This is a genomic window from Nostoc sp. (assembly GCF_036917315.1).
GTDB lineage: Bacteria > Cyanobacteriota > Cyanobacteriia > Cyanobacteriales > Nostocaceae > Nostoc.
Genome location: NZ_JBALDR010000012.1, coordinates 84,157 through 110,520 on the forward strand (window position 1 = coordinate 84,157; position 26,364 = coordinate 110,520).

The following is a 26,364-nucleotide window of genomic DNA, read 5'->3' on the forward strand; positions in this document are numbered from 1 at the left end:
TTTTAATTTAAAATATCTGAATCAATTCCTAATTCAGTTCTCCATTCTAATAAAGGTTTATCCCAATGTTCTTCCCACTTTTGCGCTAATAATGGTTTTGCTTTTGAACCCATTGTGTAACCGACAGCTATCTGTTCTAATAAATTAGGGAGAACATCTGGTGATTTTACAAGGATAGATAATAACCCGCCTCCTACTAAGAAAACAGCTAAATTTCTCCGAGTTTGGGCTAATTCAAAAGCTTTAAGACCTAGTTCTCCTAATCCATCAGTTTTAAAACCTGTAACTACATGCCAAATATCATGAGTTTGACGGCTGCGTAACAGCACATAACTCACATCATCTTCTACTTGCATTTGACGATAAAAACCGGGATCAAAACCAGAGTTTTTAATATAAGACGCATAGGCATATCCTAATGAATCTTCAGGATATTGCAACAATACTTCGATATTAGGATATGGTGCAATATAACGTTCTTGAATTAACAGGGATACTTCCGGTTGAGTTTTTAACCACTCAACAGCTAATAAACTCGCTTGAGTGGAACGCAACTCATCTTCCAGATTGTAAATATAGTCTAGATTAGTTGGTTCTCTAAAAAGACACACCATTGATTTCAATATAGTTTTAAAATCACGGCTGATGCGTCGCTGTTCTGCTATTAACATATAATCCTCAATGAAGTCTGAGTTTATTTTAGATTCTTGGCAAGTTTCCGTTAATTTTGGCGTTGAAGCCGTAGACTTGGCGAGTACCAACTAAGGGGATTAAAGTTACTTCTTTTTCGTCGCCTGGTTCAAAGCGAACTGCGGTTCCTGCGGGTATATCGAGGCGCATTCCTCGCGCTTGTTCTCTGTCAAAATGTAAAGCAGCATTAACTTCATAAAAGTGAAAGTGAGAACCAACTTGTATGGGGCGATCGCCTGTATTTGAAACTTGTAATTTTATAGTTGGACGACCAACATTTAGTTCAATTTCACCTAATGGTGTGATAATTTCCCCAGGAATCATAATAAATTCAAAAGTTAACGAATTGGATTATGTACTGTCACTAACTTTGTGCCATCAGGAAAAGTAGCTTCTACCTGTACTTCATGCACCATTTCTGATATCCCTTCCATGACATCATCCCGCGTCAATAGAGTTGTACCATAACTCATTAATTCAGCTACAGTTTGCCCATCCCTTGCACCTTCTAAAATAGCAGCAGAAATATACGCGATCGCTTCAGGATAATTCAGTTTTAAACCCCTTCCTTTACGTCTTTCTGCTAATAAAGCAGCAGTAAAAATTAATAGCTTATCTTTTTCCTGCGGCGTAAGTTGCATTCTTACCTCTTCCTTCGCGTCCTTCGCGCCTTCGTGGTTCGTTCAAAGCTGCCACACTCTTGGTATACAATTACCACAATTCAAAAAAGAAACTCGCAGCAGCTGCCAAACATCAATAAACCAGTTTCTCACTTCAGATGTAGAAGAACCGCGATATCGACACAATAATCCATGTTGTAATCGGCTAACACCCGCTTCTCCTTCCCCATTCCATAAATTTCGCGTTTTTTGGACAATTTCTGCTGAAACTGCACCACCAACCCAAACTAAACTACCTACTATTGGTTTTCCAGCCAAGCCGTGGGGACTGTGGAAAATTTCTTCGCTACCCCGTAACCATTGCCGATCAATCCATAAAGGAATACCTTGCTGCCATATTTCCGTGTGCGATCGCCATTCTCCCTGTAAGAATTTTTCTCCTCTAGCACTGCGACCAAATCGGGTAATTTCCCAGCCTAACCAACTGCCCCCGGTTGCTAATTCTACCCGTAAATCTTGCCGATAAATCGCGTCGTTAAACAAAATTGTCTCTTGCGGCAACCATTCTAAACAAGCACCAGCATCAACTTGCATCTGGATGGTTTGTCTAGCTTGTAAGGCATTACTGCGATATATTTTGCTTGCAGCAGCTGTAGTGATTAAGGCTTGGGCTTGGGGTTGGAGGTGGATGTTAGAGGATAAGCGATCGCCTCCCACCATTCCCCCAGCTGTATGTAAAATTACGCTATGACAAACTTTTTCCCCTTCTGGATAGAATGGGCGTTGTACCTTCAAGGGCGCTTGTTGGTGATTATAAATTAATTGAGTTTTACCTTGGCGATCGGCATAGACTAAATTAAGTTTGCCATGCCAACCTTCTGCTGCTTGCGGATTGCAGGTCATTTATAAATTAAAGGTTAAAGTTCATATACCTTATATTTATTTAATACATTTTCTGCTACTTTACTTGCAATTTCTCATTATTTTCTCGCCAAGATTACATAATCATCTAATGTATAGTGTAAGTGATGCTTCTGACCAAAATACTGTTGAAGTATTGGACTCATATACAGTTGCTTTGGTAATTTTTCTCTAGCAAACTTACCAAATTCAACACCAGGCAAAGGTTTTCTTGAATCTGTTGAGGTTAAATATTTATACCAGACTAACTCTAATCCAAGTTCTGCCAGAAATTTCTCCACTACATTTTTTTCTTGCTCTTGATTTTCAACTTGGTGAACGTCGTAAATTTTGAATAATTTCTTATCTTGCACAATTAGTAGAATATAGCCTGATTTTTTTAAGCTACTGGCAAATATTTGCTTGTAAGTATTATTAGCTTCAACCCTCTTAGCTTTATCTATAAAGAAGCAGTGGGAAATTACGATAAAGTCGAAAAAATCTTTGGGTAGATTATTCGACTGAGTTTTCCAAGTAAAAATATCAGTAGTAACAAAGCGGAAGAAAGCATTTACTGGGGTTAGACGTGATTCTATATATCGTCGCCAAAACTGAAGTCCACGAAATTGGAAGGCATCTTGTTTTTCTAAAGAGTAGTAAGATATGTGCATTTGCGGGATATGAAAAAAACCGCTACTACTTTGGAGAAATAAAGCTAAACCATAAGCAACTGTTCCTGGCCCTGCTGCAATATCAAGGATATTAACCTTACTTGGTAGAAAAGCATCCTGGTAAATGAGAAACCAAGCTAAATATATGCAATATACATTGTCTAAAAAATACTTCATAAAGTAGACATGAGGAGTTAGACTAAAACGGTAGCCTGGATCTTGTCCAATTTTTAAGTTATTAATATCTTCAAGAGCATCTTCTAGCTTAATAAATAATTTTTTTTCAGGAATCTTACTAAATTCTTCTTTGAGATATTCAACTAGTTTTGATTCAAAATCATCAAATATACGTTCATCAATACCAGTAAATTGCAGTTTAGATTCATCGTGCTGTATTAAATGAAAAGCTTTATACATATATTTAATAAACTCATCATCTGGGATTAATATCAAATCATCTTTTTGCTGAGATGCTTCTGTTAGTTGTTTACTTAAAGTTTCTGTTTGTCGTTTATATTCTTGGGAATAACGTTCAAGTTGAAGTTTATCCCTAAATAGTTTTTCTAACCATGATAATGTTGCACCCGATTTTTGAATCTCTTGCAATAATTGGGTTGCACGTCGGATATCCCCGCGCTTTAAAGATAATTTAAACTGCTGACTTCGCCACCAATTTACGATAGGATTATTCATAACCAAATCCTTCTTTGCCTTCCATAATTTCTACACCTGGAAGCCGAGAAACTAACTTTTCCTTAAATTTAATATAGTTTAATTTCTCATCCTCATACCACCAAGAGTATTTTTGCTTAATTTCTTCAGCTTCTTGGCGAGTTGATGCTATAAGAGAACGACTGTTACTAGCATGAAAAGCTTGAATTACAACCCTATCGGCGATAGCTAATTTGTCAATAAAAGCAGTTTCATCAGTTGGGAAAGTAGGAAGTAGAGGGGTAATAGTGATAGAAATTTTAGGAAGAAAACCTTTGAAGTAATCAATACTTTGTTTGATTTTAGTGATAGCATTTAGTTTAGCTTTAATACTGGGCGATCGCGGTTCAAAATCTTTTCTTACTAATTCGCTCCCAGTGGGAATACTCATATTAATTCGCAATCGCTTAAATCGTTGTAAATAATCAATATCTCTAGTAATAATTGGGCTACGAGTTTGAATCACCAAGGTTGGAGTTGGATAACCGTCAATCCTCACATCTAGCATTACCTCCAACAACCGACGAGTCAATTGATGTTTAGACTCAAGTGGTTGATAAGGATCGGTAACGCTACTCATATATATACTAGGAGGAGTCTGGGGATTTTTTACATACCATTTTTTTAATTCTTTCGCTAAAATATCAGCAGAATTTTCCTTAAAAATTACCCATTTACCCCAATCTTGGCGCATTTGAGCATTAGGAGTAAATGCAGCAGCATAGCAATAACTACAACCGTATTGACATCCCCTGTAAGGATTTAGAGTGAAATCATAATTACCAATAAAACCAGTAGCTTTTGTTAAGAGTGATTTAGCGTTTTGAGCATAAACATTGACATCTCCAAATTTTTCTCGGACTAATTTCGTAGGAGTGCATTCGCAATAACCTTCATATTTTGGTTGTGCCATGTGAATCCTGATATTTATTGAGAGTGAATTAACGCACCCTACTTTTTATGATTCCCATTTTTATTTTTAAATTACTTCCCCAAGGTGTACGCTAGTGCGATAGCTCATATAGACAAAACCACTCTCATCACGAAAGCGCTGATATAATTCTTGAAACCTATCAATAAGCTGTTCGTATGCCAAACCTTCACGCGGAAGGTAAGAAACACTCATTGCTCGTCCAATAAGTCCTGTTAAATCTAACTGTTGTCTATAAGTAAAATTATATTCACGGATGTCAATAAAATAGGGAGTTACTAATAGTGGCTCTACCGACTGCATTCTAGATTCTGCTGGATGATTATTAGATGCTTCGCGGACTATGCGGCTATATTCTGTAGTGAATGCATCTTCTCGATCGCGGTTATTCCACACCACAGCCAAGCGTGCTGATGGTTTTAAAATGCGCTTAAATTCCAATAAAGTTGGTTCGGGATTGAACCAGTGGAAAGCTTGAAAACAAGTAACTAAATCAACTGAATGATCGGGGAGTTGGGTAAATTCTGCTGTTCCATCGCAAAACTCTATCAAAGGATGTGGTTTAGCAGCTTCTCGCATCGCCGCGTTTGGTTCTATGCCTATGACATTAACCCCCCGTTCAGCTAACAATCTTGAAGCAATTCCTGTACCTGCGCCAATATCTGCTGCTACGAGTTGTGAATTTTCACCTAATCCTTCCAAGATAATATCAATTGCATCTATGGGGTAACTTGGTCGATATTTTACATAATCTTCTGCTCTGTCAGAAAATCGGTTGAGTGGGTTTAAGATATGTAAGGGGGTTGTTTCAGGATTAATTTGGCTCATGGGTTTTTATGGAAAATAGAAGTGCGATCGCTCTAGTCCAGAAAAGCGATACGATAAAAATTAAAGTCGTTAAAACACGATCGCCTCTTAAGGTCTATGCCAAATCGATAAACCATGTAGACAAAATCACAGTCCTTATGAAAACGCTGATACAAGGTCTGCAAATAAATATAGATGTAAATTTATTTTTTTAAATACAGTGCTTAATTACTCTAAAGGATGCGTCAATTTCTTAAAAAGGCTGATTTAGTAGACATCAGATTATAGTTTATTAACCTAGTTTTATTGCTGCAAAATATCTTGATAAATTGCAGACTATTTAATAATATCCTTCTGTAAAAACTTTAGTCCCTCTCCTGCCGCTCTAACCAAGCTATCAAATCAGCCACTTCCGAAAAATCTAACAACGCCTCTCCCAAATTCTCTAACTGTTCAGCAGATAAATTCCGAACCTGCTCAACTAATGATCCATCAATATCACCAAAACGCCGTTTCAACTGACGACTAATCAATTTAAACGCTTCTTTCTGAACGATATCTTGATAAATTACAGACTCTTTCATAATATCCTCCCGCAAAAATTGCCGAACCAAATCCTTATCAAACCGCAAACCCGCCAAAATTTCTACACAACCTGCAATATTTTGTCGCTCCTCCCTATCTGGAATTGTAGCGACTTGTTCAGCTACTTGTGCCAGCAAAGTTTGTGGCGAGTCAGTTCGCGTCAAACTTGCTAAAGGTAACAGCGCCGGATTAACTAAAAATAGTGTTGAATCTTGCTCCCAAAGACGAACAACCTGATATTGGTGAATCGTCGTGTTGTCCCGATATTCTTCAGTAAAAGCCATTTCATTAGTAGTTTCTTGCAAAAAGATTAGCACTTGCACTACAGGACAACGGTATTGGCGCTTCAATCTCACAGAATAATCAAGCATTCGGAAATTAAGCGCCGGATTAGATTTCGCCAAAGTTTGAAATTCAATGTGCAAAATTTGGTTAGCTGCTTGCAAAAATGTCACAGAATCCGCGCGAATTGGTTCAAGCGTGAGTTCCGTTTTTAATACTTCAATTTGTTGCACCTCTACCCCAAGTAACCAACGCACAAAATCAGCAGGGTACTGTTCAGCTAAATATTTACAAGCGTTGTCGTAACTCACCCTTTTCCTCTTCTTTTGACACAAAAAAACAGCCACCTCCACAAGGGAAGCAGCTGTTTTTCAACTTATGTAACTACAAAGTATTAGTAATCGAAGTCACCGCCGCCAGCACCAGCGCCAGCAGGAGCGCCATCTTTAGGCTCAGGCTTGTCAACTATAATACATTCGGTTGTCAACACCATACCAGCGATGGAAGCAGCGTTTTGCAGAGCAGAACGAGTCACTTTCGCAGGGTCAACAATACCAGCAGCCAACAAATCGACGAATTCGTTTGTTGCAGCGTTGTAGCCAACGTTGAATTCTTTCTCTTTCACGCGTTCAGCGATCACAGCACCATTCTGACCGGCGTTTTCAGCAATCCGCTTCAGAGGTGCAGGTAAGGCGCGAACGACAATCAACGCACCAATCAACTCTTCATCCTTAAGATTGCTCTTTGCCCAAACTTCCAATTCAGGAGCAAGGTGAGCCAGAGTTGTACCACCACCAGGAACGATACCTTCTTCCACAGCAGCTTTAGTAGCGTTGATAGCGTCTTCTAGGCGCAACTTCTTGTCTTTCATTTCGGTTTCGGTCGCTGCACCAACTTTCACTACAGCAACACCACCAGAGAGTTTAGCAAGACGCTCTTGTAATTTCTCTTTGTCGTAAGAAGATTCGGTTTCATCGATTTGACGACGAATCTGTTCTACACGAGCCTTAACAGCAGCTTCGTTACCTTCGGCAACAATTGTGGTGCTGTCCTTGGTGATGGTGATCCGGCGAGCTTTACCCAGGCTATCTAGCTTGGTGTTATCTAGCTTCAAACCAGCATCTTCGGTAATTAGTTGACCACCAGTTAAAACAGCGATGTCTTCTAGTAGTGCTTTGCGGCGATCGCCAAAGCCAGGAGCCTTAACAGCAGCCACGTTGAGTACACCGCGCAAACGGTTTACTACCAAGGTTGCCAAAGCTTCTTTTTCAATATCTTCGGCAATAATCACCAAAGGACGACCAGCACGAGCTACTTGCTCTAACACTGGTACGAGGTCTTGTACCAAAGCGATTTTCTTATCGGTTAGCAGTATGAAAGGCTCATCAAAAACCGCTTCCATCCGCTCAGGGTCAGTAGCGAAATAAGGAGAGATGTAGCCTTTGTCAAAGCGCATCCCTTCAGTGATTTCCAACTCGGTGAACATAGATTTCCCTTCTTCTAGGGAAATTACGCCTTCCTTACCCACCTTGTCCATTGCTTGGGCAATCATCTGACCAACTTCTTCGTCATTACCAGCCGAGATCGCACCAACTTGGGCAATGGCTTTGGAATCTTCCACTGGACGGGCGTGTTCTTTGATTTTGTCTACCAAAAAGGCAGTAGCTTTATCAATACCACGCTTCAGGGAAATTGCGTTAGCACCAGCTGCAACGTTCCGCAAGCCTTCTTTGACGATCGCATGAGCTAAAACGGTAGCAGTTGTGGTGCCATCGCCCGCAGCATCATTGGTCTTAGAAGCAGCTTGACGAATCAAAGCTACACCAGTGTTTTCAATATGGTCTTCTAATTCGATTTCTTTAGCGATCGTTACACCGTCATTGACGATTTGCGGTGCGCCAAATTTCTTTTCTAGAACTACGTTACGACCTTTGGGGCCAAGGGTAACAGCTACAGCCTCAGCCAGGATGTCAATGCCTCGTTCCAAGGCGCGACGGGCGTTTTCGTTGTAGATAATGCGCTTTGCCATAGGTGTCTAAATTCCGGGAGTAAGTCAATTTTTTTCTTGAATTGGGTATTGGGTATTGGGCATCGGGCATTGTCTTTGACGTTCCCTATTGCTTATTCCCCACTCCCCACTAGATAACAACTGCTAAAATATCTTTTTCAGAAAGCAGTACATATTCTTCAGTGCCGAGCTTGATGTCAGTACCAGCGTACTTAGAGTACAGCACCTTATCGCCGACTTTAATTTCCAATTCCTGACGGTTTCCATCGTCATTACGCTTGCCAGGGCCAAGGGCCACTACTTCCCCTACTTGGGGCTTTTCCTTGGCGGTATCGGGCAAATACAGACCACCTGCGGTCTTTTCCTCAGAGGCGCTCACTTTTACGAAAACGCGATCGCCTAAAGGTTTAACTGTAGAAACGCTTAGAGATAAAGCTGCCATAATTATTTTCTCCAGTTTAGCACTCTCAACTCCTGAGTGCTAATTTACCGAAAAGTGGCGTCTAATGGCAAGAATGCCTTGAGTACGGGTTCCCGAACTAGAGGGTCATAGATGTACTTAAGTATAAATGCTTAATTATTTCTACTTTGCGGGTTTTGTTCCATAAGTTACGAAGAGAGTAGGAGTAGGGAGGTATGAGAATTCTTCTCCACTCCCCAGTCAACTTTATTTGCAAAGCTTGCAAATTGTTATAGAACTGTAATCAGGGAGCCACTCGATAAGTAACAATACAGTGACAGCCAGCCAGTCCAGCCATAAAATCCCCAAAACTACTAAGTCTCTGGAACATAAGACCCTGAGTAATTGTGTAGAAAGCTTAGGACTTGCAAAAATTCAGCAATACATTTTTATTTGCGCTAACCAGGCAATTGCTGCCCAAAAGGAGCTAGTCTGGAATTCTGGGATTACTTAAAAAAGCGACTTAAAGATTTAAAACTCGATGAGCCGCACTAAAGTTATTCTATTTGCGTCTATCAAAACTAAAGCTAATTGCTTGCGTGTTTCTTGTTCTAGATCGATAATGGTGGTTTACCCTGATGGTGTCTGGTATCGCCAAGCAAACCCGGAAGTTACCCTGCGGATCATCCGAGAACACTGAATAGGCAATAAGGTGGTAGAAGAATATGCGTTTTCAATCCATCTTTTGCCAGAAACTTCCCTAGTTTCTTGTGAACACCTCATAGAGGCTTAACAACTAAAGGATATGGTATAGCAGTAAGCTTTAAGAAAGTGCGGGTTGGTTTTGAGGTAGGGTCATCTTTAAGCCAATACTTACTTGTGAGTCCGAAAGATTATTATTTAATCAGTGTTTTTTACCCCGCCCCTTTCAAAGCGATATATAATAGCGCATTATAGATACTACTGCTATACGTATCCTTGCTGGACTTTTGCTATCGAGCTACTAGTCTATTGAAAGTGCTCGGCATTTTTGAGACTTCGAGACAGCAAAGGCAAGTTAAGTAGGAAAAAGGACAACATCTCGAATAACCCACCATAGAGGATAAATATTCAAGACTTTGATGGACCGAAGCGCGACAAGTGCCACTGCTATGAAAGAGCCCAGCATGAAAGATCACAAACGACTTCTATTGATTGATGATGACCCTAACCTCATCTTGCTGGTGAAGGATTACTTAGAATTCCGGGGATATGAAGTCATCACCGCTGAAAATGGACGTGAAGCTCTGGAAATTTTAGAGCAAGATGTTCCAGACATGATCATCTGCGATGTGATGATGCCGGAAATGGACGGATATACTTTTGTGGAACAAGTCCGGCAAAACGAACGCACCAGCTGGATTCCGGTTCTTTTCCTTTCAGCTAAGGGACAAAGTGCAGACCGAGTTAAAGGTCTGAACAAAGGTGCTGATGTTTATATGGTCAAGCCCTTTGAACCAGAAGAACTCGTCGCCCAAGTTGAATCCTCGCTGAAACAAACTATCCGTTGGAAAGAACACCAAGCAAAAGGAGGCGAAAACGGTTCCCGTATCCAAGTTCCCTTCGATGTGCAATTAACCCCAACCGAACTGAAAGTAGTTCAGTTTGTTGCTAGGGGTTTAGCTAACCGTGAAATTGCTGAAGAACTCAATGTTAGTCAGCGCACGGTTGAAAGCCATGTGTCCAATATGTTGGGCAAAACTAATCTCCACAATCGCACTGAACTAGCGCGGTGGGCGATTGAAAATCAAATGGCCTAAAATCAGCAACGAGTGCTGAGTGCTGAGTGCTGAGTGTTTTTGACTCAGCACTCATAACTCAGGACTTAGCACTCAATTTACCAACCATCTTCTTCAGGGCTGGATTGGTGCAAAACTTCTAAATCCAGTTCATCCAGGTAAGTTAGGGCGCTTTCAATCTGAGAAACAGTACCTCGCAGTTCCAGATCGAAGCAGCTATATTGTGGCACGTTTGCACTTACCTCGGCATCAGCAATAATGACTGTTACTCCATAGTGAGAAACCAGTCGTGAAATGACTGGTTCCTCATGCAGGTCTTCAGGAATGCGAACCTGGATGCGAGTTTGGGTGCGTCTATTATCTAAAATATCAGTATTAGATTTTACTTGTTTATCTGGAATTGCCATTGTAGCTTCCTATTCGATTTGTTGGATAAGGGTTTAGCTTTGCACGATTTCTTTTAACACTAGCGTCACTCATCCCATGTACGCAAGCGGTAGCAAATGATTCATAATTCATCATGAAGATTAGATGAGATGAATTACGGATTCCGATAAACAAGTGCGATAGCATCTAATGCAATACGGTTCGGTTAAGGTTTTTTGATAAAAATTATAGAGCGCAAAGATGCGATAAATTATTGTAGAGACGGCGATTCATCGCGTCTCTTGTCTTAACCAAATAGTATTAGCATTTAATGGATTATCTATTTATTAAAACAGAATTCAGCATTCTTATTTAGAAACTTATAAGTTAAATTTTGTTAGAAGATAAATCAACGCCCTAAAAAATAATTATCCGGTGAAGTCTTAATTTAAATGTCGCTTTTATGATTAACAGCTAATGCTATTGGAATTTCAATCGCAAATTCAGTTCCATAGCCAAATTCAGACTTTAGCTGGATATTTCCCTGATGTTTCTGAATAATTTGATGGCTAATTGCTAAACCTAGCCCCGTTCCTTTGTTGATGGGTTTAGTTGTAAAAAAAGGATCGAATATCTTGCTTTGAATCTCGGAATCTATTCCATCACCGTTATCTCTAAATGTAATTATGACTGTTTCTAATTCAGTTACTTCAGTCTGAATCACAATTTGCTTTTGGATATGATTATCTAGCTCTAGTAAAGCATCAATGCCATTACTAAGGATATTCATGAATACTTGGTTTAGTTGTGCTGGATAACATTGAACTGGTGGGAGATTTCCATATTTTTTTATAATTTCAATTTTTGGTTGTAGTCGATGATTTAAAAGTAATAAAGTACTTTCAATACCTTCATGAATATTCACAGCTTTTTTCTCTGACTGATCGAGTCGAGAAAAGTTTTTTAGCGATAGCACGATGTCACGAATCCGATCGGTTCCTATCCTCATGGATGAAAGAATTTTTGGTAAATCATCGATGATAAAATCAATATTAAAGTCGCCAAACTTCTCTTCAAATAAAGAATACGAATCTGGATGTTCTTGTTGATATAGTTGGATTAAATTTAAAAGACAGTTTACATGGTTATTAAGATGATTAAAATTCCCGTGAATAAAATTAACAGGATTATTAATTTCGTGCGCTAAACCTGCAACCATCCGGCCCAAGCTAGACATTTTCTCTGTCTGGATCAATTGAACTTGGGTAGTTTGTAATTCTCGTAAGGTATTTTCTAACTGTTGTGCTTGAAGTTGGGCAGTAGCAGTTGCAGTAGTGAGGGCTTTGAGGTTATTGTAAGCTTTGGAATGATAACGAATGCGGGCAATTAACTCAACTGGATCTGGTAATTTGATTAGGTAGTCATTCGCGCCTTCAGTAAAAGCTTCTGCTTTGAGCTTTGCTTCTTCTTTACTGGATAGCATGACGATCGGAATATCACGAGTTACTGGATGAGAGCGAAACCAACGCAGTAACATTAATCCATCGATATCTGGCATGATCATATCCAAAAAGATCGTCGTTGGTTCTATGGCGATCGCATCTTGAATAGCTTTAGCTGGATTACTTGTGTAGTGAAGGGAAATATCTGTTTCTGTCGCAACCATCCGACGGAAGGCTTCGCTGATAATTACCTGATCGTCAATTAGCAAAAGTCTGACTGTGCATATTTTGGTATCCAGAATAAATGGCGCAGTTTGTGGGGTTTGTGGTTCACTCCACTTTGGTGATAATCTTTCTGTCTTTTGAGATATTTGTAAGAGTGCTGTTTCTTGCGGGTTCATTTAGCACCTCTAAATAGGTCTTTGTTTTCACGACTACAAACTAATAAGTTAAATATACTAGCTTGTGATTGTCGCAATTATATCTCAGTAAATCATTATATTAGTGTTTTGAAATAGTTCGTAAAGATATTTTAAGTATTTGCTTTAACACAAATATGTGTATTACCGTGATATAAAATTTGCTATTTAATTAAGTATTTTCCCGTAAAATTGATGCAGGCTGATGCGATCGCCTCAACTGGCAAAACCTCCACCGCAGCTTTTAATTCCACTGCTACTTTCGGCATACCATAAACAACGCAAGTTTTGCGGTCTTGAGCAATAGTATGCCAACCTGCTTCGCGCAATTGTTTTAAGCCTTGAGCGCCATCTCCACCCATCCCCGTCAGCAACGCCCCAACCCCCTTTCCAGTCCAATTTTTAGCCACACTCTTGAAGAAAACATCAACTGATGGACGATAGAAAAAATGTAGTGGTTCTTTGTCATAGCCAATAGTGAGGTCGGGACGCATCACTAAATGATGGTTTGTGCCAGCAAGCAGAACTTTACCAGGCTGTGGTGTAGAACCTGCGATCGCTAGTTGCACAGGCAGAGGAATTTGCTCATTCAACCAGGCGGCAAAACTTTGAACAAATTGGGCATCTATATGCTGAACAATAACCACCGCCGCCGAAAAGTCTTGAGGAAATTGGCAGAGAATAGTTTTCAATGCCTGGGGGCCACCAGTGGAAGCCCCGATAACGATTAGAGGTGGAAGTGATTTTGAGTGATGGACAGGCGGCGATCGCCGATATGAAGATTTACCAATTAAACGGGCGATCGTGGCAATTTTATTTAGTAGCCCATCATCACCTAAGATTGGCGTATTGATAGCATCCAAGGCTCCATACCCCATTGCTTCAAAAACCTTGGCTGCATAGCGATTAACGCTAGCTGTTACCATCACAATCGCACAGGGAGATTGCCTCATGATATGCCGTGTAGCTTCTACTCCATCCATACTGGGCATCAGCACATCCATCAAAATCAAGTCAGGAGTATCAGCCGCACACTTGCTCACAGCTTCCGCACCATCGTAGGCAACCCACGCCAGCTTGTAACCTGGTATTTTTACTACAGCCCGCCGCAGTACCTCTACAGCCATGAACATATCGTTAGCGATCGCAATTCTCACAGGCTATACCATTTTGGATTTTGGATTTTGGATTGTCAAAGGTTTATTGTTAATTTTATTTGTGGTTGATTCCTTGATTTCTTAATTTAAAGTTGACACAATAAATAGTTCGGTTAAGGCAAGAGACGCGATAAATCGCCGTCTCTACAAAAGATTTATTCCAAAATCTAAAATCTAAAATTGGTTTATGCTTCTCCAATTAAATCAATCACCGCCTTTAACAGAGTGTCGTCATGAAAGCTGCTCTTAGTTAAGTAGTAGTCTGCACCTGCTTCTAACCCTTGCAGTCGGTCTTCTTCCCGGTCTTTGTAAGAAACGATAATCACAGGTATTTGCTTCAGCTTGGCATGAGTTTTTATCTGGCTGGTGAGTTCAAAGCCGTTCATCCGGGGCATATCAATATCTGTCACCACCAAGTCATAATCGCCGCTGCGGATTGCATTCCAACCATCAATGCCATTAACCGCCACTTCAGCTTTGTAACCATTGTTTTCCAAAAGTTTGCGCTCCATTTCGCGCACAGTTATTGAATCATCTACTACTAATACTCGCTTGTAAGTTTTGGTAACTGCCTGATGAGCAGACTGATTTACCTGAGAAAGTTGTCCGCTGGAAAACACCTTCGCAATGGAACGGACTAAATCTTCGACATCGACAATCAACACCGGAGAACCATCATCCATCAGGGCGGCGGCGCTAATATTCGGGACTTTACCCAGGCGGGGATCTAGGGGGCGGACAACCAAATTGCACTCACCGAGAAACCGATCTACAACTAATCCATAACGATTGAAGCGATCGCTAATTACAATCACTGATAGCGATTCTATATTCACCGCAGGCGAGGCTAACTCTAAAACTTGACTTGCTAAAATCAACTCCACAGGTTGATTATTTATGACGAAAAATGGGCGATTTTCCGATACAGCAATCTTAGACTTCGATAATATCAACACCTCTTCAATGCGTGTCAGTCCAAAAGCATAAGGTTCGCCAGCAATTTCCACCAACAGGGTGCGAATCACAGATAGTGTCAGGGGTAACTGTAAGTGAAAGGTCATACCCCTTCCCAACACAGAAACCGCCCGCAGCGTGCCGCCAACTTCCCGCACTGTGCTATGGGCGATATCCAGCCCCACACCTCTACCCGAAATTTCAGTTACAGTCTGGGTTGTGGAGAAACCAGGTAAAAATAGGAACTCCATCAACTCAACTTCGGTAAGTTGGGCTGCCATTTCCGGGTTTGTCAGTTGTTTGCCGATCACAACTTGGCGCAAAAACTCGATATCGATTCCCCGCCCATCATCTGCAACGGTGATAAACAGCATTCCGGCGCGATGTGTAACTTCAATCCGAATAATTCCTTCTTCTGGCTTTCCTGCTGCTAGACGTTCTTGGGGCAATTCAATCCCATGATCGATCGCATTCCGCAGGATATGAGTCAAGGGAGCTTCTAGACGTTCTAGAATATCTCGATCTACCAAAGTAGACTTACCAACGATTTCCAGTTTCACCCGTTTACTCAATTGTCTAGCTAAGTCGCGCACCATTCGCGGAAATCCCTGTCCCCCATCTGCAAAGGAACACATTCGAGTAGCAATAACTTCTTGATAGAGGCGCTGGGCAAGGTTAGCAGAACGCTGAGAAAATTGTTCTAGTTCGTTTTGGCGATCGCTCATCATCTGGTAACATTCGTTAGCTTTTTGATGAGTTGCACTCAAGGTTTCCTTAATTTGCCGATCCAGATGATAGTTGCCCAATAACTCCTGCAACTTCTCCAGCAAGTTGGACAATTCCCCCTGATTGCTTCTCAGTTTCAGCAAAGAGTTAGCAAATGGTTCTAATAAATTCGCCTCAACTAAAGACTCTCCTGCTAAACCCATCAAGCGATTCAGATTTTCAGTACTCATTCGCACCGCCCGATTTTGGGTGATGCCCAGTTCTTCTAATGGGGATGGGGAAATCAGGGTTGTCTGTTGGTTGTCTTCTAACTGCGCTGTTGTTACTAGGGGATGAATTTCTGTAGAGGTTGCCTCTAGAGTTAGGATATTAGCGATCGCACTCACCAATGATTGAATGCCGATATTTTCTAACAGCTGCAAATTTGGGTTGGCTGTAACCGTTTCCGCTATCCGCAGGAGCATATCTACCCCTTGCAACAATACATCAATGCGATCGGCAGTTAAGGTAACTTTTCCCTCTTGAGCCGCCACAAAGCAGTCTTCCATGACGTGGGCAAGGTTGACAACCGGATCGATTTGGACAATTCGCGCAGCGCCTTTGATACAATGGGCTGCTCGCATTAAAGCTGCCAGTTCTAGTTGGGGATCGGGCTTAGTTTCCAGTGCCAACAGGCAATCGTTCAATACCACAACTTGAGCTTTTACTTCCATGTTGAATAAATCAAGCAAGGAAAGATTGCTGACATCAAATTCTTCTAACATTACTGCACCTTCCTAGACACACCGATTCATTAATCCTGGAAGAACCTCTCCCCCTACCCCTCTCCTACGAAGCTACGGTGGTGTACACAAGTCTCTTCATCTGCACGTTTGTTGCATCGCCCTGCACGTTTGTTGCATCGCCCCGCACCTTTGTTGCATTGCCCTGCACGTTTGTTGCATCGACCTACAAAAATTAACCCACCCTACGTTACGCAGCAACTTTAAAAGACTTGTGTATACACGGTAGCTCCTACGAGGAGAGGAGAGTTTAGCTCCCCCTTCCCTTGTAGGGAAGGGGGTTGGGGGGTTAGGTTTTTGATTACGAGCCGTGATGCGTAAAGCCCCCGTCATTCATGCGGGGGATATAAGCGAATAGCTGAATTTATTCAGCCGTCAAGATTGAAAAACTTTCATCTTCCTTCCTAGTATCTTATACCAAACGTGGTAGTATAAGATACGAGGTAGAAAGATGCTTGTTTTTGAGTTCAAAGCTTATGGAAAGTCAGCGCAATTAGTTGCAATAAATGATGCAATTCGGACTGCAAAGTTTATTCGTAATAGCTGTATTCGGCTATGGATGGATGTTAAAGGTACGGGCAAAAACGATTTGCAAAAATATTGTGCTGTACTTGCAGCTAACTTTCCCTTTGCTAATGAACTTAACTCAATGGCTAGACAGGCTAGTGCTGAACGGGCATGGTCTTCTATTTCTAGGTTTTATGACAACTGCAAGAAGGGTATTCCCGGTTTAAAAGGGTATCCTCAGTTCCAGAAAGATTGTCGTTCTGTTGAGTACAAATCGACTGGGTGGAAGCTTGCAGATAACCGAAAATCAATAACCTTTACTGACAAAAAAGGTATTGGAAAGTTAAAACTTAAAGGTACTCGTGATTTGCACTTTTACGAAATTAACCAGATTAAACGGGTGAGATTGGTAAAACGTGCAGATGGTGTGTATGTTCAACTCTGTATTGATGTAGCCCGTTCTGAAGACATAGAGCCAACTGGTAATACAGTTGGGCTGGATGTAGGTTTGAAAGAATACTACACCGACTCTGACGGCGTTATGATCCAGAATCCTAAGTTTCTTCGTGTTGGAGAAAAAGTTCTTAAACGTTCACAACGTCGAGTTTCAAGGAAGATAAAAGGTTCAAAAAATAGAGGCAAGGCTAGACAGATTTTCGGGTTACGCCACCTCAAAATAAGTAGGCAACGTAAAGACCATGCTGTGAAATTAGCACGGTGCGTAGTTCAGTCTAACGACTTGATAGCCTACGAAGATTTGAGGATTAAAAACATGGTGAAAAATCATTGTTTAGCCAAGTCTATTAATGACGCATCTTGGTATCAGTTCCGTGTCTGGGTTGAGTACTTTGGTAAAGTATTTAAACGTGTCACGGTTGCGGTTAATCCGCAATACAGTAGCGCTGTTTGCTCTAGCTGCGGTGAAATTGTTAAGAAAACTCTATCCACTAGAATACACGTATGTTTATGCGGATGTGTCATGGATAGGGATGAAAACGCAGCTAGAAATATCCTTAGTCGAGGATTGGGTACGGTAGGGCATATCGGAACCTCTGCGCTAGACGTAGGCAACGCTTGCGGAGATGAAACCTCTACTCTTGTTGGTGCAAACCTGCAAGAGCAAGTTATGTCTTAGATTCAAGAATCCCCGTCGATTTATCGCGGGGAGTGTCAAAGCACCTTCCTTGCTAAGGTGGTGAATAACAATTCATCATCCAAATAACTGACACTGTGCGATCGCTCCATTGGTGACACGCCAGGTTGCCAGTGAAATAATCCTTTTGTATAAGTTTGAGTCAGACTCTTGGGCGGATCTTGTAACTCATCCCGGTGAAATCGGTGTACTCCATAAAGTTCATCTACACCAAACACCCAAGTTTTATCTGCCTTTTCCAGCACCACCATGCGCGAATACACCACTGGACTCAGCGATTGTACTGCTGTATCGGCAGTTTCCAGATTCAACAGATCGCTCAAAGAAATACACAATCGCAATTCGCCTCGGATACTTACCAATCCCCGCAAGATTTGGTTGCTGCGATGCGGTAGGGTATGAACCACGCTGGGAGGAGAAATTTCTTTGAAGATTTGGGCAGAAAGTGCCAGCCATTCCCGTTGCAGACGAAAAATCACAACCGTGATTTGAGTGGTGGCTAAAGTATGGGATATCTGGGAATTTTCATCAGTTCTAGATTTAGCTAGTAACTCAGTCCACTCATGCCGATAATTTTCAGGTATGGAGCGCTCTAGCAAATAGCGTCCAGCAGTAGAGTAAACGGGGCAATTGCGGCAATGGGTATAGGTGGCTAATTGCGGACAAGAGCGATCGCCCTCAATACCGATAAAATTCCAACAACGTTCAATATTTAATGGCGTAGCGGGGTTCATAAGGGCTGCTCAAGAGAATTGGTGAATCAGGGGTATAACGTCTTCTGTTTTCACCTGAAAGCGGGCAATCTCTTGACGCAATCCCTGCGCCACTTGGTTAAGTTGGGCTATTGCATGATTAATTTCCCGCAAAGAATCTGTACTTTGCACAGAGGTACTGCTCAACTGCACCATCGCCTCACTAATTTGTTGCGCTCCCACAGATTGGGTTTCCATACCCTGGTTGACAAACTCAAATCGCGGATTCAAGTCTTGCACTTGCTGGATAATTTGCCCAACCTGTGTACTAATACTGGCAACATCTTCTATATTCCGCCCAACTTCTGCGGCAAACTTGTCCATTTCCATCACACCTGTAGAGACTGACGATTGCATCTGCTTCACCATCTGCTCAATATCGAGGGTAGCAACGGCGGTTTGATCTGCTAGCCGGCGAATTTCTCTAGCAACGACAGCAAAGCCCAAGCCATACTCTCCAGCTTTTTCAGCTTCGATCGCCGCATTTAACGACAGTAGATTCGTTTGGTCTGCTACCTTGGTAATTGTGACGACAATAGTATTAATGCTATTTGCCTTTTCGCTAATTACTCCCAATCGAGCAGCGATCGCATTAGTGGCTTCTGCCAACTGCCGCATAGTGGTTTCCATCCGCACTATATCTTTTTGACTATCATTCGCTGCTGTCGTTGTGATTTGTGAAATGGCCGCAACTTGTTCCATTGCACTTACTAATTCTCTAGAGGTAGCGGAAATTTCTTTGGTAGCAGCAGCTACCTCATTAGTAGAGGCGACCTGTTCCGTGAGCGTCCCTTCTAATTGTTTACCCGAAACTGCTATTTGAGTAGCTGAGGTAGTCACTTGGATACCTGAATGCTGTACCTGACGAATCAGAGTGTTGAGATTCTGAGTCATGGTTTGGAAAGCAGTTAAGAGTCTATTCATTTCATCTTTGCTGTTGGCATCAGCCGTGACCTGAGTTGTTAAGTTCCCCGTAGAAATTTGCTCTGCAACCCTAACAACACCAAGAATCTGAAATGCAATTTGTCGAGCGATTACAAACCCAAAAATAATCGCAGTTATGGGGCCAATGGCAATTCCGACAGAAATCCAGAAAATACTGCGGGCCACATTCTGTTCAACTTCTTTTTGTGTATCTGATATGTAACCTTCATTAAGTTTCAAAAGTTTACCTGCTTGATCGTCAGTTATTTTAAATAACGGTTCTTCTCTATTTGCTCCCTCAGAATCCATGCGATTACGTAATTGAATTGGTGCTTGAATAATGGCAAAATCTGATGTTTTTTCTTTTCCTTGACGCATTAAGTCAATTTGTTTTTTCCAAGGATTGCGAATACCCAGTTGAGTGAATTGTTGTTCAATATCTAACAATTTTTCATGAGCTTGCTTCCAGGCATCCAGTTGTTCTTTAAGTAAGCCATACTCTTTTTTTTCTTGCTCGCTTAAGGGCGTTGCTTCGTACTGTTTAATACCTTCATTAATCTGTTTCCAAGCATCCTGGATTTGAGTAATTGCACCTTGTCTTTCACTAACAGTGATTTCAGGATCGAATAGTAACCGTTCTGCTGATTGGATTTGTGTCTGACCTTCGTTAATCTTCCATATCCCGGACACACTGGGGATGTTATCCGTCGCCAGTATGTTAATGTACTGATTTAACTCGTTGGTGGTGAACCATCCTAGCAAGGCCATCGTGAGTACAATCAGTCCCATGAAAAAAAATGAACCGATCAACCGTGTTTGCAAGGTCATGTTCTTGAACATTGGATATCCTATTGTTCCTCTGTTGCTGTAAAACGCATTCATCTCTTAAAATTCCCAAATCATAAACAAGATGAACAGTCTGTATTTTTATTTTTAAACAAATTATTAAGTAGCTAGCTTAGTTCAGAGACTAGATTTTACTGATGATGTAAAAGTGTTGAATCCTGAGTAAGAAGTTTGAGTATCTGAGGTGGATAAATCCAGTTCAAAGGTGGATGAACGGAGTTCAAAGGTGGATGAATCCCAATACTGCTCGGTTAAGAATATAGCGGTTCTCAGTTGAGTCCAATACAGACCTAACCCCCAGCCCCTTCCCTACAAGGGAAGGGGAGTAAGACTCAAAGCCTCTCTCCTTTTAGGAGAGAGGTTTGGAGAGAGGTCAAAGTTTATTGCATACAAACGAGAACTTAACCTACACATTTCTATTTTTTAGGCAAAACCTACACAGTATTGCCTTCTACTCGCTCTCCTCAGAACTGCTTATCCTTCGTTAATCGATGAATTCGCTGCCAGAGAAGATTAGCACTATCCGCATTCCCTTGATTTTCTTTGAGTAATGCCAGATGAGTCAGCGCCTCTTGGTGAGTCGGTTGTAAATAAATTGCTTTTTGAAAAGATTGTGCCGCCCGCTCATTTTGTGCCATCGCTTGCTGCACCTGACCTAGTAAAAGATATGCTTCAGTACTCGCCTGATTTTGGTTGAGATAGTCGTTGCATAGTTTAACCGCCTCATCTAATCGACCTCGATCGGCTAAAGCTCTAGCTGTTTCTAACAAATTTACCTTCAGGTCTATTGGCAATATCGGATTCTGGGAAGCAACACTTAACCTCTCTTGGGCGACAAACTTGGAATGGTTTTTTTTCGGTAGCTGTCGCTTGTTGAGAACATCTATATTTTTGCCTGTAAAGCCTTGTCTCTGAAGATTTGGATGATGATTTTTACGAACATTTTCGCCTCCCGTGGACTTTCGATGAGCAACTACTGAATTTTGACGAACTGAGATCAATTGAGTTTTAAACAATAACCAAGTTTCAGCGTGTCCCACAAATAGCAGGCCTTCTTCCCTTAGCAACCTTTCTAAGACTTGAATGCTGCGCTCTTTTGTTGTCACATCGAAGTAAATCAACAGGTTACGGCAAAAGACTACATCGTAAAGCGGCGTGTCAGCTAGAAAAGCCGGATCTGCCAAGTTGCCATTAATAAAATTCACCATACTTTTCACCTGTTCGCACAGGCGATATCCTGCCTCAGTTCCCTGAAAATAGCGCTTTTGAAACGATTGGCTATTGCCGCGAAACGAGTATTGATTGTAGATTGCTCGTTGGGCTTTTAGTAGGCACTTGTTGCTAACATCAACAGCATCGATGTGAATGTTTGTCGGATTTAATCCTGCTTCCAAAAGAGCGATCGCAATGGAATATGGTTCTTCACCCGTTGCACAGGGTACACTCAAAACCCGCAGTACGCCTTGGGGATTTTTTGGCAACCACTCAGATAATACGTAATGCTTCAGAAATGCAAAAGACTCTGGTTCTCGAAAAAACCAAGTTTCTGGAACAATTACATTGTCAATCAGTGCTTCCCATTCCTGGGTAGATACCTGTAACTTCCCCAGATAGTGAGCAATATCCGTGATGCCGCAATCTGCCATGCGTTGATAAATTGCACTAGCGATCGCATCAGCACCAATAGAATTTGCATCTAAACCAATCTTGCTTTTTAGTAAAGCCTCAATAACAGATTGTGCCATTTATAGAATGTTCAGACCAATCTAAAATCTAGTATTGTGATGACTTTCTGGCAAGAGATTGACTTGCTGCGCTTCTGACAACAAGTACTCAATGCGAAGACACTGAATCATCCCTAGATCATCTACAATCATCTTGCCCAAATATGGCGCTGTATCTATCTGGATATTGGGATTAACAAATTCAGACTCAGACTTATGTAATGTTTCTACAACTTGTTCTGTCATCAAACCCAAAATATAGGGAGCCTGAAGTTCTATATTATTACTCCCCCAATAATTGACTAATACAATCCTAGTACTCAGGTACTCACTGGAAGGTTTACCACGCATCAACTGACATAAATCAATTACTGGTACAATGCGTCCGCGATAGTTAAAAACACCAGCGATATGCTCAGGCTGGTGGGGCAAACTTTTGAGTACAACAAGTGGTATTACTTCTACAACCTGTCGGCTTTCTATGGCATATCGCTCATTCCCAATATTGAGAAGTAACATTAACACTAATTTTCATCTCCAGTGCTAGCTTTTGTATTACTTGTTTAACATAAAATAAAATCGTAGCAATAGATTGGGTTAACTAAAGGAAACCCAATACCAACAAATTTAATTTTTTTCAAAAATACTCGATACCTTTACTTGAAGGCTGCTATGTATGACAATATCTGTAAATTCATTGCCGAAAACTTCAAAGATGACTTGGCAACATGGTTACTAGGTTCACCGATTAAATTAACAGAACTTAGCCCTACTGAATTATCAAACGAACCAATTCGTGCCGATTCGTTAATTTTATTGCAATCTGATGATTTAGTTCTACATACCGAATTTCAAACCGACCCTGATGAAGATATCCCCTTTCGGATGTTAGATTATCGAGTTAGGGTTTATCGCCGCTTTCCTAATAAAGAAATGCGTCAAATAGTAATCTATTTGAGAAAAACCAGTTCAGAATTAGTCAGTGAAAACAGTTTTAGATTAAACAACACTTACCATCAGTTTGAAGTAATACGTCTGTGGGAACAACCAACAGACAGGTTTATGAGTATTCCAGGTCTATTACCCTTTGCCGTGCTAAGTCAAACAAACGATCCTACAATGGTATTAACCCAAGTCGCCAAAGCAGTTGAAGCAATTAGCGATCGCCAGCTACAACGAAATATAGCTGCTGCCAGTGGCATCTTAGCAGGTTTGGTATTAAAGAAAGATGTAATTAGCAAGATTTTAAGGAGTGAGATTATGCGCGAATCAGTCATTTATCAACAAATCCTAGAAGAAGGCGAAGCTAAAGGTGAAGCCAAAGGCAAAGCAGAAACAACAAGAAAATTGGCTTTAAATTTGTTGCGAATTGGAATGAGTTTAGAACAAATTGCTCAAGTTACTGAATTATCTATTGAGCAAGTTCAAGTTTTACAAGAGGAGATTCAAAATTCTTAATTTTAATTAATCGCTTTAGAAAAGTAGATGCCTATACAAGCAAAACCCGCTAATGCGGGTTTCAAAGTTTTTATAAGTCCGTGCAGACGGACTTGGTTTGTGTAGATGCTATTTATAATCGCCTAGTTTTCAAATTCTCAAACTAAAACTCAGCACTTTGCGGTGTACGCGGGAACGGAATCACATCACCGATATTTCCCATCCCCGTCATAAATTGCACGAGTCGTTCAAAACCTAACCCAAAACCCGCATGGGGGACAGTTCAATAACTATGTAAATAAATGATGTGAGAATACCTAATATTTATCAATCATTATCATTGTTCATAATCCTTAACCCAAGGATAGTACATAAAGCTATTGCCAATTCATCTAAATAATTATCATCCAAATGACCAATTACTCTGATAATTCTTGATTTATCAACAACTCTAAGTTGCTCACAAAGCACTACAGAATCTTGACTTAAACCACCGATACCAGCAGGTACAAACACATGAGAGGCTAAAATAGCCCGTCTAATTTTTGAGGTGAATGGTGCAATAATGGTATGAGGACTAACAGCATTTGCCCGATCAATTTGCACCACTACAACAGGTCTAATTCCTGCTTGTTCTGTACCAACAACAGGATTGAGATCGCACAAAAGCACATCTCCCCGTGTGATATCTACCACTGAATTTCCCCACGCGCCAAGCGTTCTTCATAATCTTCTAAATTAGATAAATAGTCAGAAAAATCTGATTCCACTATTTCCACTGACTCGCTAAACTGAAGCCATAATTCCCAGTTATTGCTGCTATGCTTCATTAATAGGAAGTCGATAAAATCACTTACTTCCTGAACTAAAGCTTCTGGCATTTGTCGGATTTTACCAATGGTTTGGTCTTGTATACTCATGATAAATGTTTTCAGTTAGATTTCTCTTTATCCACAAAAGTCAAAAACCTGGCGATTATAAATGGCCAGGTCTAAAATTTAAACTAAAACTCAGCACTTTGGGGTGTACGCGGAAAGGGAATCACATCACGAATATTTCCCATACCAGTTATAAATTGCACGAGTCGTTCAAAACCTAGTCCAAAACCCGCGTGTGGAACAGTACCATAACGACGCAAATCAAGATACCACCACAAGTCTTCTGGATTTAATCCTTGCGCTAATACACGACGTTCTAAAACTTCTAGGCGTTCTTCGCGCTGGGAACCGCCGACAATTTCACCAATTTTCGGTGCGAGAATATCCATTGCGCGGACGGTTTTTTCATCGTCATTCAAGCGCATATAAAAGGCTTTGATTTGCGCTGGGTAATCTGTGACAATTACTGGCTTTTTAAACTGTTGTTCAGCTAGGTAGCGTTCGTGTTCTGATTGTAAATCTAAACCCCAACTGACTGGATATTCAAATTTAACATCAGCTTTTTCTAAAAGTTTGATGGCTTCTGTATAAGTTAAGCGTTCAAACTGATTATTAATAATATTTTCGGCTGTAGCCAACACAGATTTATCAATGCGTTCATTGAAAAATTCCATATCTTCTGGGCAAGTTTCCAACACATATTTAAAAATGTGTTTGAGAAACGCCTCAGCTAAATCCATATCGCCTTCTAAGTCACAAAAAGCCATTTCTGGCTCAACCATCCAAAATTCTGCTAGGTGGCGGGAAGTATTGGAATTTTCTGCACGAAAGGTAGGGCCAAATGTGTAGACATTGCTAAACGCCATCGCCATGACTTCCGCTTCTAACTGGCCGCTAACTGTTAAATATGTGGGTTTAGCAAAAAAGTCTTGGCTATAATCTACTGCTTGGTTTCCTGTGCGGGGAATATTCTTTAAATCTAAACTGGTAACGCTAAACAGTTCACCCGCGCCTTCGCAATCGCTAGCGGTGATGATGGGTGTGTGTACCCACAAAAAGCCTCTTTCTTGGAAAAATTGGTGAATTGCTGCCGAACAAGCATTTCTAACGCGGAAAACTGCACCAAAAGAATTAGTACGCGATCGCAAATGTCCAATGGTTCGCAGAAACTCAAAGGAATGGCGTTTCTTTTGCAGGGGATATGTATCGGGATCAGCTTCGCCGTAAACTTTCACTGTCTCGGCTTTCAACTCAATCCGTTGTCCTTTACCAAGGGAAGCCACTAGTACCCCTGTTGCTTCGACAGCAGCACCCGTATTCAATTTTTTCAATATAGCTTCGTAATCTGGCAAATCCTGATTAATGACGACTTGCAAATTAGCTAGTGATGAGCCGTCATTGACTTCAATAAAAGCAAACCCTTTGGACTCGCGCTTCGTCCGCACCCAGCCTTGAACTTGGAGGGACTCATCAGGTTGGCCACTTCGCAATATTTCTGCAATCCGTCGATTTACCATATTTACCCAGCATAAGACTTTAATATCCAGCCTATGATAACGCCCATTCCACCAAAGCGGACGACTTGCCAGAAAGGTTTTTTGAGGCTACGCCAAGAAAATAACTGGCTTTCTAAGTTTAGTTCTAGCCTTTCTAACTGCTGTTGAATGTGCCGTAACTCTGCTTTGATTTCTGGTGTCTGAGATTTATTGTGCTTTAGTTGATCGCGGCGCTGTTGCCATTGTGCCTGTTGTTGGCGATCGCGTTGCACTTGATCATAACGTTCTCTTAAGGATAGGAGCGATCGCTCTACTTCCTCTAGTTCTTGTTCAAAATCTGGTTCGGGATTTTCTGCTGACGGCTGTGATTGTTTAGGCGGCTTCATTTACAAGTAGTAAAGTAGAAGTAAATGCAAAT

26 protein-coding genes and 1 pseudogene are annotated in these 26,364 nt (G+C 41.1%); 4 read left to right on the forward strand and 23 right to left on the reverse strand.

The annotated features are described in order from the left end of the window. Positions 1 to 2: 2 nt before the first annotated feature. From V7K84_RS05280 to groES, 10 genes are all read right to left on the reverse strand, one after another. Positions 3 to 671 (reverse strand): Coq4 family protein, encoded by a 669-nt coding sequence (locus tag V7K84_RS05280; protein WP_334836801.1) that lies wholly within the window; start codon positions 669 to 671, stop codon positions 3 to 5. A gap of 28 nt (positions 672 to 699) precedes the next feature. Then, on the reverse strand, positions 700 to 1,014 hold the full coding sequence (locus V7K84_RS05285; RefSeq protein WP_334836802.1) for an urease subunit beta: 315 nt from the start codon (positions 1,012 to 1,014) through the stop codon (positions 700 to 702). 14 nt (positions 1,015 to 1,028) lie between these two features. Further along, on the reverse strand, positions 1,029 to 1,331 hold the full coding sequence (ureA, locus tag V7K84_RS05290) for an urease subunit gamma (RefSeq protein WP_196520369.1): 303 nt from the start codon (positions 1,329 to 1,331) through the stop codon (positions 1,029 to 1,031). 42 nt (positions 1,332 to 1,373) lie between these two features. After that, complete coding sequence (locus V7K84_RS05295; protein WP_334836803.1) at positions 1,374 to 2,213, reverse strand: urease accessory protein UreD; 840 nt, start codon at positions 2,211 to 2,213, stop codon at positions 1,374 to 1,376. Positions 2,214 to 2,290: 77 nt separating this feature from the next. Further along, complete coding sequence (locus V7K84_RS05300) at positions 2,291 to 3,574, reverse strand: photosystem II assembly protein (RefSeq protein ID WP_334836804.1); 1,284 nt, start codon at positions 3,572 to 3,574, stop codon at positions 2,291 to 2,293. After that, positions 3,567 to 4,505 carry an SPL family radical SAM protein gene (locus tag V7K84_RS05305; RefSeq protein ID WP_334836805.1) on the reverse strand — a complete coding sequence of 313 codons (939 nt, stop codon included), beginning with the start codon at positions 4,503 to 4,505 and terminating at the stop codon, positions 3,567 to 3,569. Before V7K84_RS05305 ends, V7K84_RS05300 begins: the two co-directional genes overlap by 8 nt. Before the next feature lie 66 nt (positions 4,506 to 4,571). Further along, on the reverse strand, positions 4,572 to 5,351 hold the full coding sequence (locus tag V7K84_RS05310; RefSeq protein WP_334836806.1) for a class I SAM-dependent methyltransferase: 780 nt from the start codon (positions 5,349 to 5,351) through the stop codon (positions 4,572 to 4,574). A gap of 344 nt (positions 5,352 to 5,695) precedes the next feature. Beyond that, positions 5,696 to 6,508, reverse strand: a complete 813-nt coding sequence (locus V7K84_RS05315; protein ID WP_334836807.1) for a DUF4351 domain-containing protein — start codon at positions 6,506 to 6,508, stop codon at positions 5,696 to 5,698. Positions 6,509 to 6,591: 83 nt separating this feature from the next. Further along, positions 6,592 to 8,226, reverse strand: coding sequence for a chaperonin GroEL (gene groL, locus V7K84_RS05320; protein ID WP_012407589.1), 1,635 nt, complete (start codon positions 8,224 to 8,226; stop codon positions 6,592 to 6,594). A 109-nt stretch (positions 8,227 to 8,335) separates the two neighbouring features. After that, a complete protein-coding gene (gene groES / locus V7K84_RS05325; RefSeq protein WP_094348596.1) occupies positions 8,336 to 8,647 on the reverse strand; it encodes a co-chaperone GroES in 312 nt (103 codons plus the stop codon). A 499-nt stretch (positions 8,648 to 9,146) separates the two neighbouring features. On the opposite strand from groES, the gene V7K84_RS05330 reads away from it, so the two are divergent. Both V7K84_RS05330 and V7K84_RS05335 read left to right on the forward strand, forming a co-directional pair. Next, positions 9,147 to 9,305, forward strand: a complete 159-nt coding sequence (locus tag V7K84_RS05330; protein WP_289796905.1) for a hypothetical protein — start codon at positions 9,147 to 9,149, stop codon at positions 9,303 to 9,305. A gap of 421 nt (positions 9,306 to 9,726) precedes the next feature. Beyond that, positions 9,727 to 10,404, forward strand: a complete 678-nt coding sequence (locus tag V7K84_RS05335; protein WP_012407592.1) for a response regulator transcription factor — start codon at positions 9,727 to 9,729, stop codon at positions 10,402 to 10,404. A gap of 77 nt (positions 10,405 to 10,481) precedes the next feature. Here the strand turns inward: V7K84_RS05335 and V7K84_RS05340 are convergent, their stop codons facing one another. From V7K84_RS05340 to V7K84_RS05355, 4 genes are all read right to left on the reverse strand, one after another. Continuing rightward, complete coding sequence (locus V7K84_RS05340; RefSeq protein ID WP_334836808.1) at positions 10,482 to 10,790, reverse strand: NIL domain-containing protein; 309 nt, start codon at positions 10,788 to 10,790, stop codon at positions 10,482 to 10,484. A 407-nt stretch (positions 10,791 to 11,197) separates the two neighbouring features. After that, positions 11,198 to 12,592: an ATP-binding protein gene (locus V7K84_RS05345; RefSeq protein ID WP_334836809.1), complete on the reverse strand. Its 1,395-nt coding sequence runs from the start codon at positions 12,590 to 12,592 to the stop codon at positions 11,198 to 11,200. A gap of 182 nt (positions 12,593 to 12,774) precedes the next feature. After that, positions 12,775 to 13,737, reverse strand: a complete 963-nt coding sequence (locus tag V7K84_RS05350) for a chemotaxis response regulator protein-glutamate methylesterase (RefSeq protein ID WP_334836810.1) — start codon at positions 13,735 to 13,737, stop codon at positions 12,775 to 12,777. Between the two features lie 215 nt (positions 13,738 to 13,952). After that, positions 13,953 to 16,211 carry a hybrid sensor histidine kinase/response regulator gene (locus V7K84_RS05355; protein WP_334836811.1) on the reverse strand — a complete coding sequence of 753 codons (2,259 nt, stop codon included), beginning with the start codon at positions 16,209 to 16,211 and terminating at the stop codon, positions 13,953 to 13,955. Between the two features lie 469 nt (positions 16,212 to 16,680). On the opposite strand from V7K84_RS05355, the gene V7K84_RS05360 reads away from it, so the two are divergent. Then, a complete protein-coding gene (locus V7K84_RS05360) occupies positions 16,681 to 17,871 on the forward strand; it encodes an RNA-guided endonuclease InsQ/TnpB family protein (protein WP_334836812.1) in 1,191 nt (396 codons plus the stop codon). Positions 17,872 to 17,906: 35 nt separating this feature from the next. Here V7K84_RS05360 and V7K84_RS05365 read toward each other — a convergent pair whose 3' ends face one another. The 4 genes from V7K84_RS05365 to V7K84_RS05380 all read right to left on the reverse strand — a co-directional run bounded on the left by V7K84_RS05365 (position 17,907) and on the right by V7K84_RS05380 (position 22,654). After that, positions 17,907 to 18,623 carry a chemotaxis protein CheW gene (locus tag V7K84_RS05365; RefSeq protein ID WP_334836813.1) on the reverse strand — a complete coding sequence of 239 codons (717 nt, stop codon included), beginning with the start codon at positions 18,621 to 18,623 and terminating at the stop codon, positions 17,907 to 17,909. A gap of 9 nt (positions 18,624 to 18,632) precedes the next feature. Further along, entirely contained in the window at positions 18,633 to 20,405 is a 1,773-nt protein-coding gene (locus tag V7K84_RS05370; protein WP_334836814.1) for a methyl-accepting chemotaxis protein, read from the reverse strand. A gap of 470 nt (positions 20,406 to 20,875) precedes the next feature. Continuing rightward, positions 20,876 to 22,156 (reverse strand): CheR family methyltransferase, encoded by a 1,281-nt coding sequence (locus V7K84_RS05375; RefSeq protein ID WP_334836815.1) that lies wholly within the window; start codon positions 22,154 to 22,156, stop codon positions 20,876 to 20,878. A gap of 21 nt (positions 22,157 to 22,177) precedes the next feature. After that, complete coding sequence (locus tag V7K84_RS05380; RefSeq protein ID WP_334836963.1) at positions 22,178 to 22,654, reverse strand: chemotaxis protein CheW; 477 nt, start codon at positions 22,652 to 22,654, stop codon at positions 22,178 to 22,180. Positions 22,655 to 22,807: 153 nt separating this feature from the next. Between V7K84_RS05380 and V7K84_RS05385 the strand changes: the two genes are divergently transcribed. Beyond that, positions 22,808 to 23,593 carry an Rpn family recombination-promoting nuclease/putative transposase gene (locus V7K84_RS05385; RefSeq protein ID WP_334836816.1) on the forward strand — a complete coding sequence of 262 codons (786 nt, stop codon included), beginning with the start codon at positions 22,808 to 22,810 and terminating at the stop codon, positions 23,591 to 23,593. A 142-nt stretch (positions 23,594 to 23,735) separates the two neighbouring features. Here V7K84_RS05385 and V7K84_RS05390 read toward each other — a convergent pair. From V7K84_RS05390 to V7K84_RS05410, 5 genes and pseudogenes are all read right to left on the reverse strand, one after another. Continuing rightward, positions 23,736 to 23,855 (reverse strand): annotated as a pseudogene (locus V7K84_RS05390) (amino acid--tRNA ligase-related protein); the annotation flags it as partial. A gap of 44 nt (positions 23,856 to 23,899) precedes the next feature. Continuing rightward, the gene (locus V7K84_RS05395) at positions 23,900 to 24,268 is read right to left on the reverse strand and encodes a type II toxin-antitoxin system PemK/MazF family toxin (RefSeq protein ID WP_334836817.1); all 369 of its coding nucleotides are present in this window, start codon (positions 24,266 to 24,268) and stop codon (positions 23,900 to 23,902) included. Beyond that, complete coding sequence (locus V7K84_RS05400; RefSeq protein WP_334836818.1) at positions 24,262 to 24,492, reverse strand: DUF2281 domain-containing protein; 231 nt, start codon at positions 24,490 to 24,492, stop codon at positions 24,262 to 24,264. The genes V7K84_RS05395 and V7K84_RS05400 overlap by 7 nt, the downstream gene beginning before the upstream one ends. 83 nt (positions 24,493 to 24,575) lie before the next feature. Beyond that, positions 24,576 to 25,967 (reverse strand): asparagine--tRNA ligase, encoded by a 1,392-nt coding sequence (gene asnS / locus V7K84_RS05405; protein WP_334836819.1) that lies wholly within the window; start codon positions 25,965 to 25,967, stop codon positions 24,576 to 24,578. Between the two features lie 2 nt (positions 25,968 to 25,969). Next, positions 25,970 to 26,332 (reverse strand): hypothetical protein, encoded by a 363-nt coding sequence (locus V7K84_RS05410; RefSeq protein ID WP_322677398.1) that lies wholly within the window; start codon positions 26,330 to 26,332, stop codon positions 25,970 to 25,972. Between the last annotated feature and the right edge of the window lie 32 nt (positions 26,333 to 26,364).

Excerpts from the sequence above, each read along its gene's own strand:
- V7K84_RS05280 (WP_334836801.1), bottom strand. The coding sequence starts at position 671 with ATGTTAATAGCAGAACAGCGACGCATCAGCCGTGATTTTAAAACTATA.
- V7K84_RS05285 (WP_334836802.1), bottom strand. The coding sequence starts at position 1,014 with ATGATTCCTGGGGAAATTATCACACCATTAGGTGAAATTGAACTAAAT.
- ureA (WP_196520369.1), bottom strand. The coding sequence starts at position 1,331 with ATGCAACTTACGCCGCAGGAAAAAGATAAGCTATTAATTTTTACTGCT.
- V7K84_RS05295 (WP_334836803.1), bottom strand. The coding sequence starts at position 2,213 with ATGACCTGCAATCCGCAAGCAGCAGAAGGTTGGCATGGCAAACTTAAT.
- V7K84_RS05300 (WP_334836804.1), bottom strand. The coding sequence starts at position 3,574 with ATGAATAATCCTATCGTAAATTGGTGGCGAAGTCAGCAGTTTAAATTA.
- V7K84_RS05305 (WP_334836805.1), bottom strand. The coding sequence starts at position 4,505 with ATGGCACAACCAAAATATGAAGGTTATTGCGAATGCACTCCTACGAAA.
- V7K84_RS05310 (WP_334836806.1), bottom strand. The coding sequence starts at position 5,351 with ATGAGCCAAATTAATCCTGAAACAACCCCCTTACATATCTTAAACCCA.
- groL (WP_012407589.1), bottom strand. The coding sequence starts at position 8,226 with ATGGCAAAGCGCATTATCTACAACGAAAACGCCCGTCGCGCCTTGGAA.
- groES (WP_094348596.1), bottom strand. The coding sequence starts at position 8,647 with ATGGCAGCTTTATCTCTAAGCGTTTCTACAGTTAAACCTTTAGGCGAT.
- V7K84_RS05330 (WP_289796905.1), top strand. The coding sequence starts at position 9,147 with ATGAGCCGCACTAAAGTTATTCTATTTGCGTCTATCAAAACTAAAGCT.
- V7K84_RS05335 (WP_012407592.1), top strand. The coding sequence starts at position 9,727 with ATGGACCGAAGCGCGACAAGTGCCACTGCTATGAAAGAGCCCAGCATG.
- V7K84_RS05340 (WP_334836808.1), bottom strand. The coding sequence starts at position 10,790 with ATGGCAATTCCAGATAAACAAGTAAAATCTAATACTGATATTTTAGAT.
- V7K84_RS05345 (WP_334836809.1), bottom strand. The coding sequence starts at position 12,592 with ATGAACCCGCAAGAAACAGCACTCTTACAAATATCTCAAAAGACAGAA.
- V7K84_RS05350 (WP_334836810.1), bottom strand. The coding sequence starts at position 13,737 with ATGGCTGTAGAGGTACTGCGGCGGGCTGTAGTAAAAATACCAGGTTAC.
- V7K84_RS05355 (WP_334836811.1), bottom strand. The coding sequence starts at position 16,211 with ATGTTAGAAGAATTTGATGTCAGCAATCTTTCCTTGCTTGATTTATTC.
- V7K84_RS05360 (WP_334836812.1), top strand. The coding sequence starts at position 16,681 with ATGCTTGTTTTTGAGTTCAAAGCTTATGGAAAGTCAGCGCAATTAGTT.
- V7K84_RS05365 (WP_334836813.1), bottom strand. The coding sequence starts at position 18,623 with ATGAACCCCGCTACGCCATTAAATATTGAACGTTGTTGGAATTTTATC.
- V7K84_RS05370 (WP_334836814.1), bottom strand. The coding sequence starts at position 20,405 with ATGTTCAAGAACATGACCTTGCAAACACGGTTGATCGGTTCATTTTTT.
- V7K84_RS05375 (WP_334836815.1), bottom strand. The coding sequence starts at position 22,156 with ATGGCACAATCTGTTATTGAGGCTTTACTAAAAAGCAAGATTGGTTTA.
- V7K84_RS05380 (WP_334836963.1), bottom strand. The coding sequence starts at position 22,654 with ATGTTACTTCTCAATATTGGGAATGAGCGATATGCCATAGAAAGCCGA.
- V7K84_RS05385 (WP_334836816.1), top strand. The coding sequence starts at position 22,808 with ATGTATGACAATATCTGTAAATTCATTGCCGAAAACTTCAAAGATGAC.
- V7K84_RS05400 (WP_334836818.1), bottom strand. The coding sequence starts at position 24,492 with ATGAGTATACAAGACCAAACCATTGGTAAAATCCGACAAATGCCAGAA.
- asnS (WP_334836819.1), bottom strand. The coding sequence starts at position 25,967 with ATGGTAAATCGACGGATTGCAGAAATATTGCGAAGTGGCCAACCTGAT.
- V7K84_RS05410 (WP_322677398.1), bottom strand. The coding sequence starts at position 26,332 with ATGAAGCCGCCTAAACAATCACAGCCGTCAGCAGAAAATCCCGAACCA.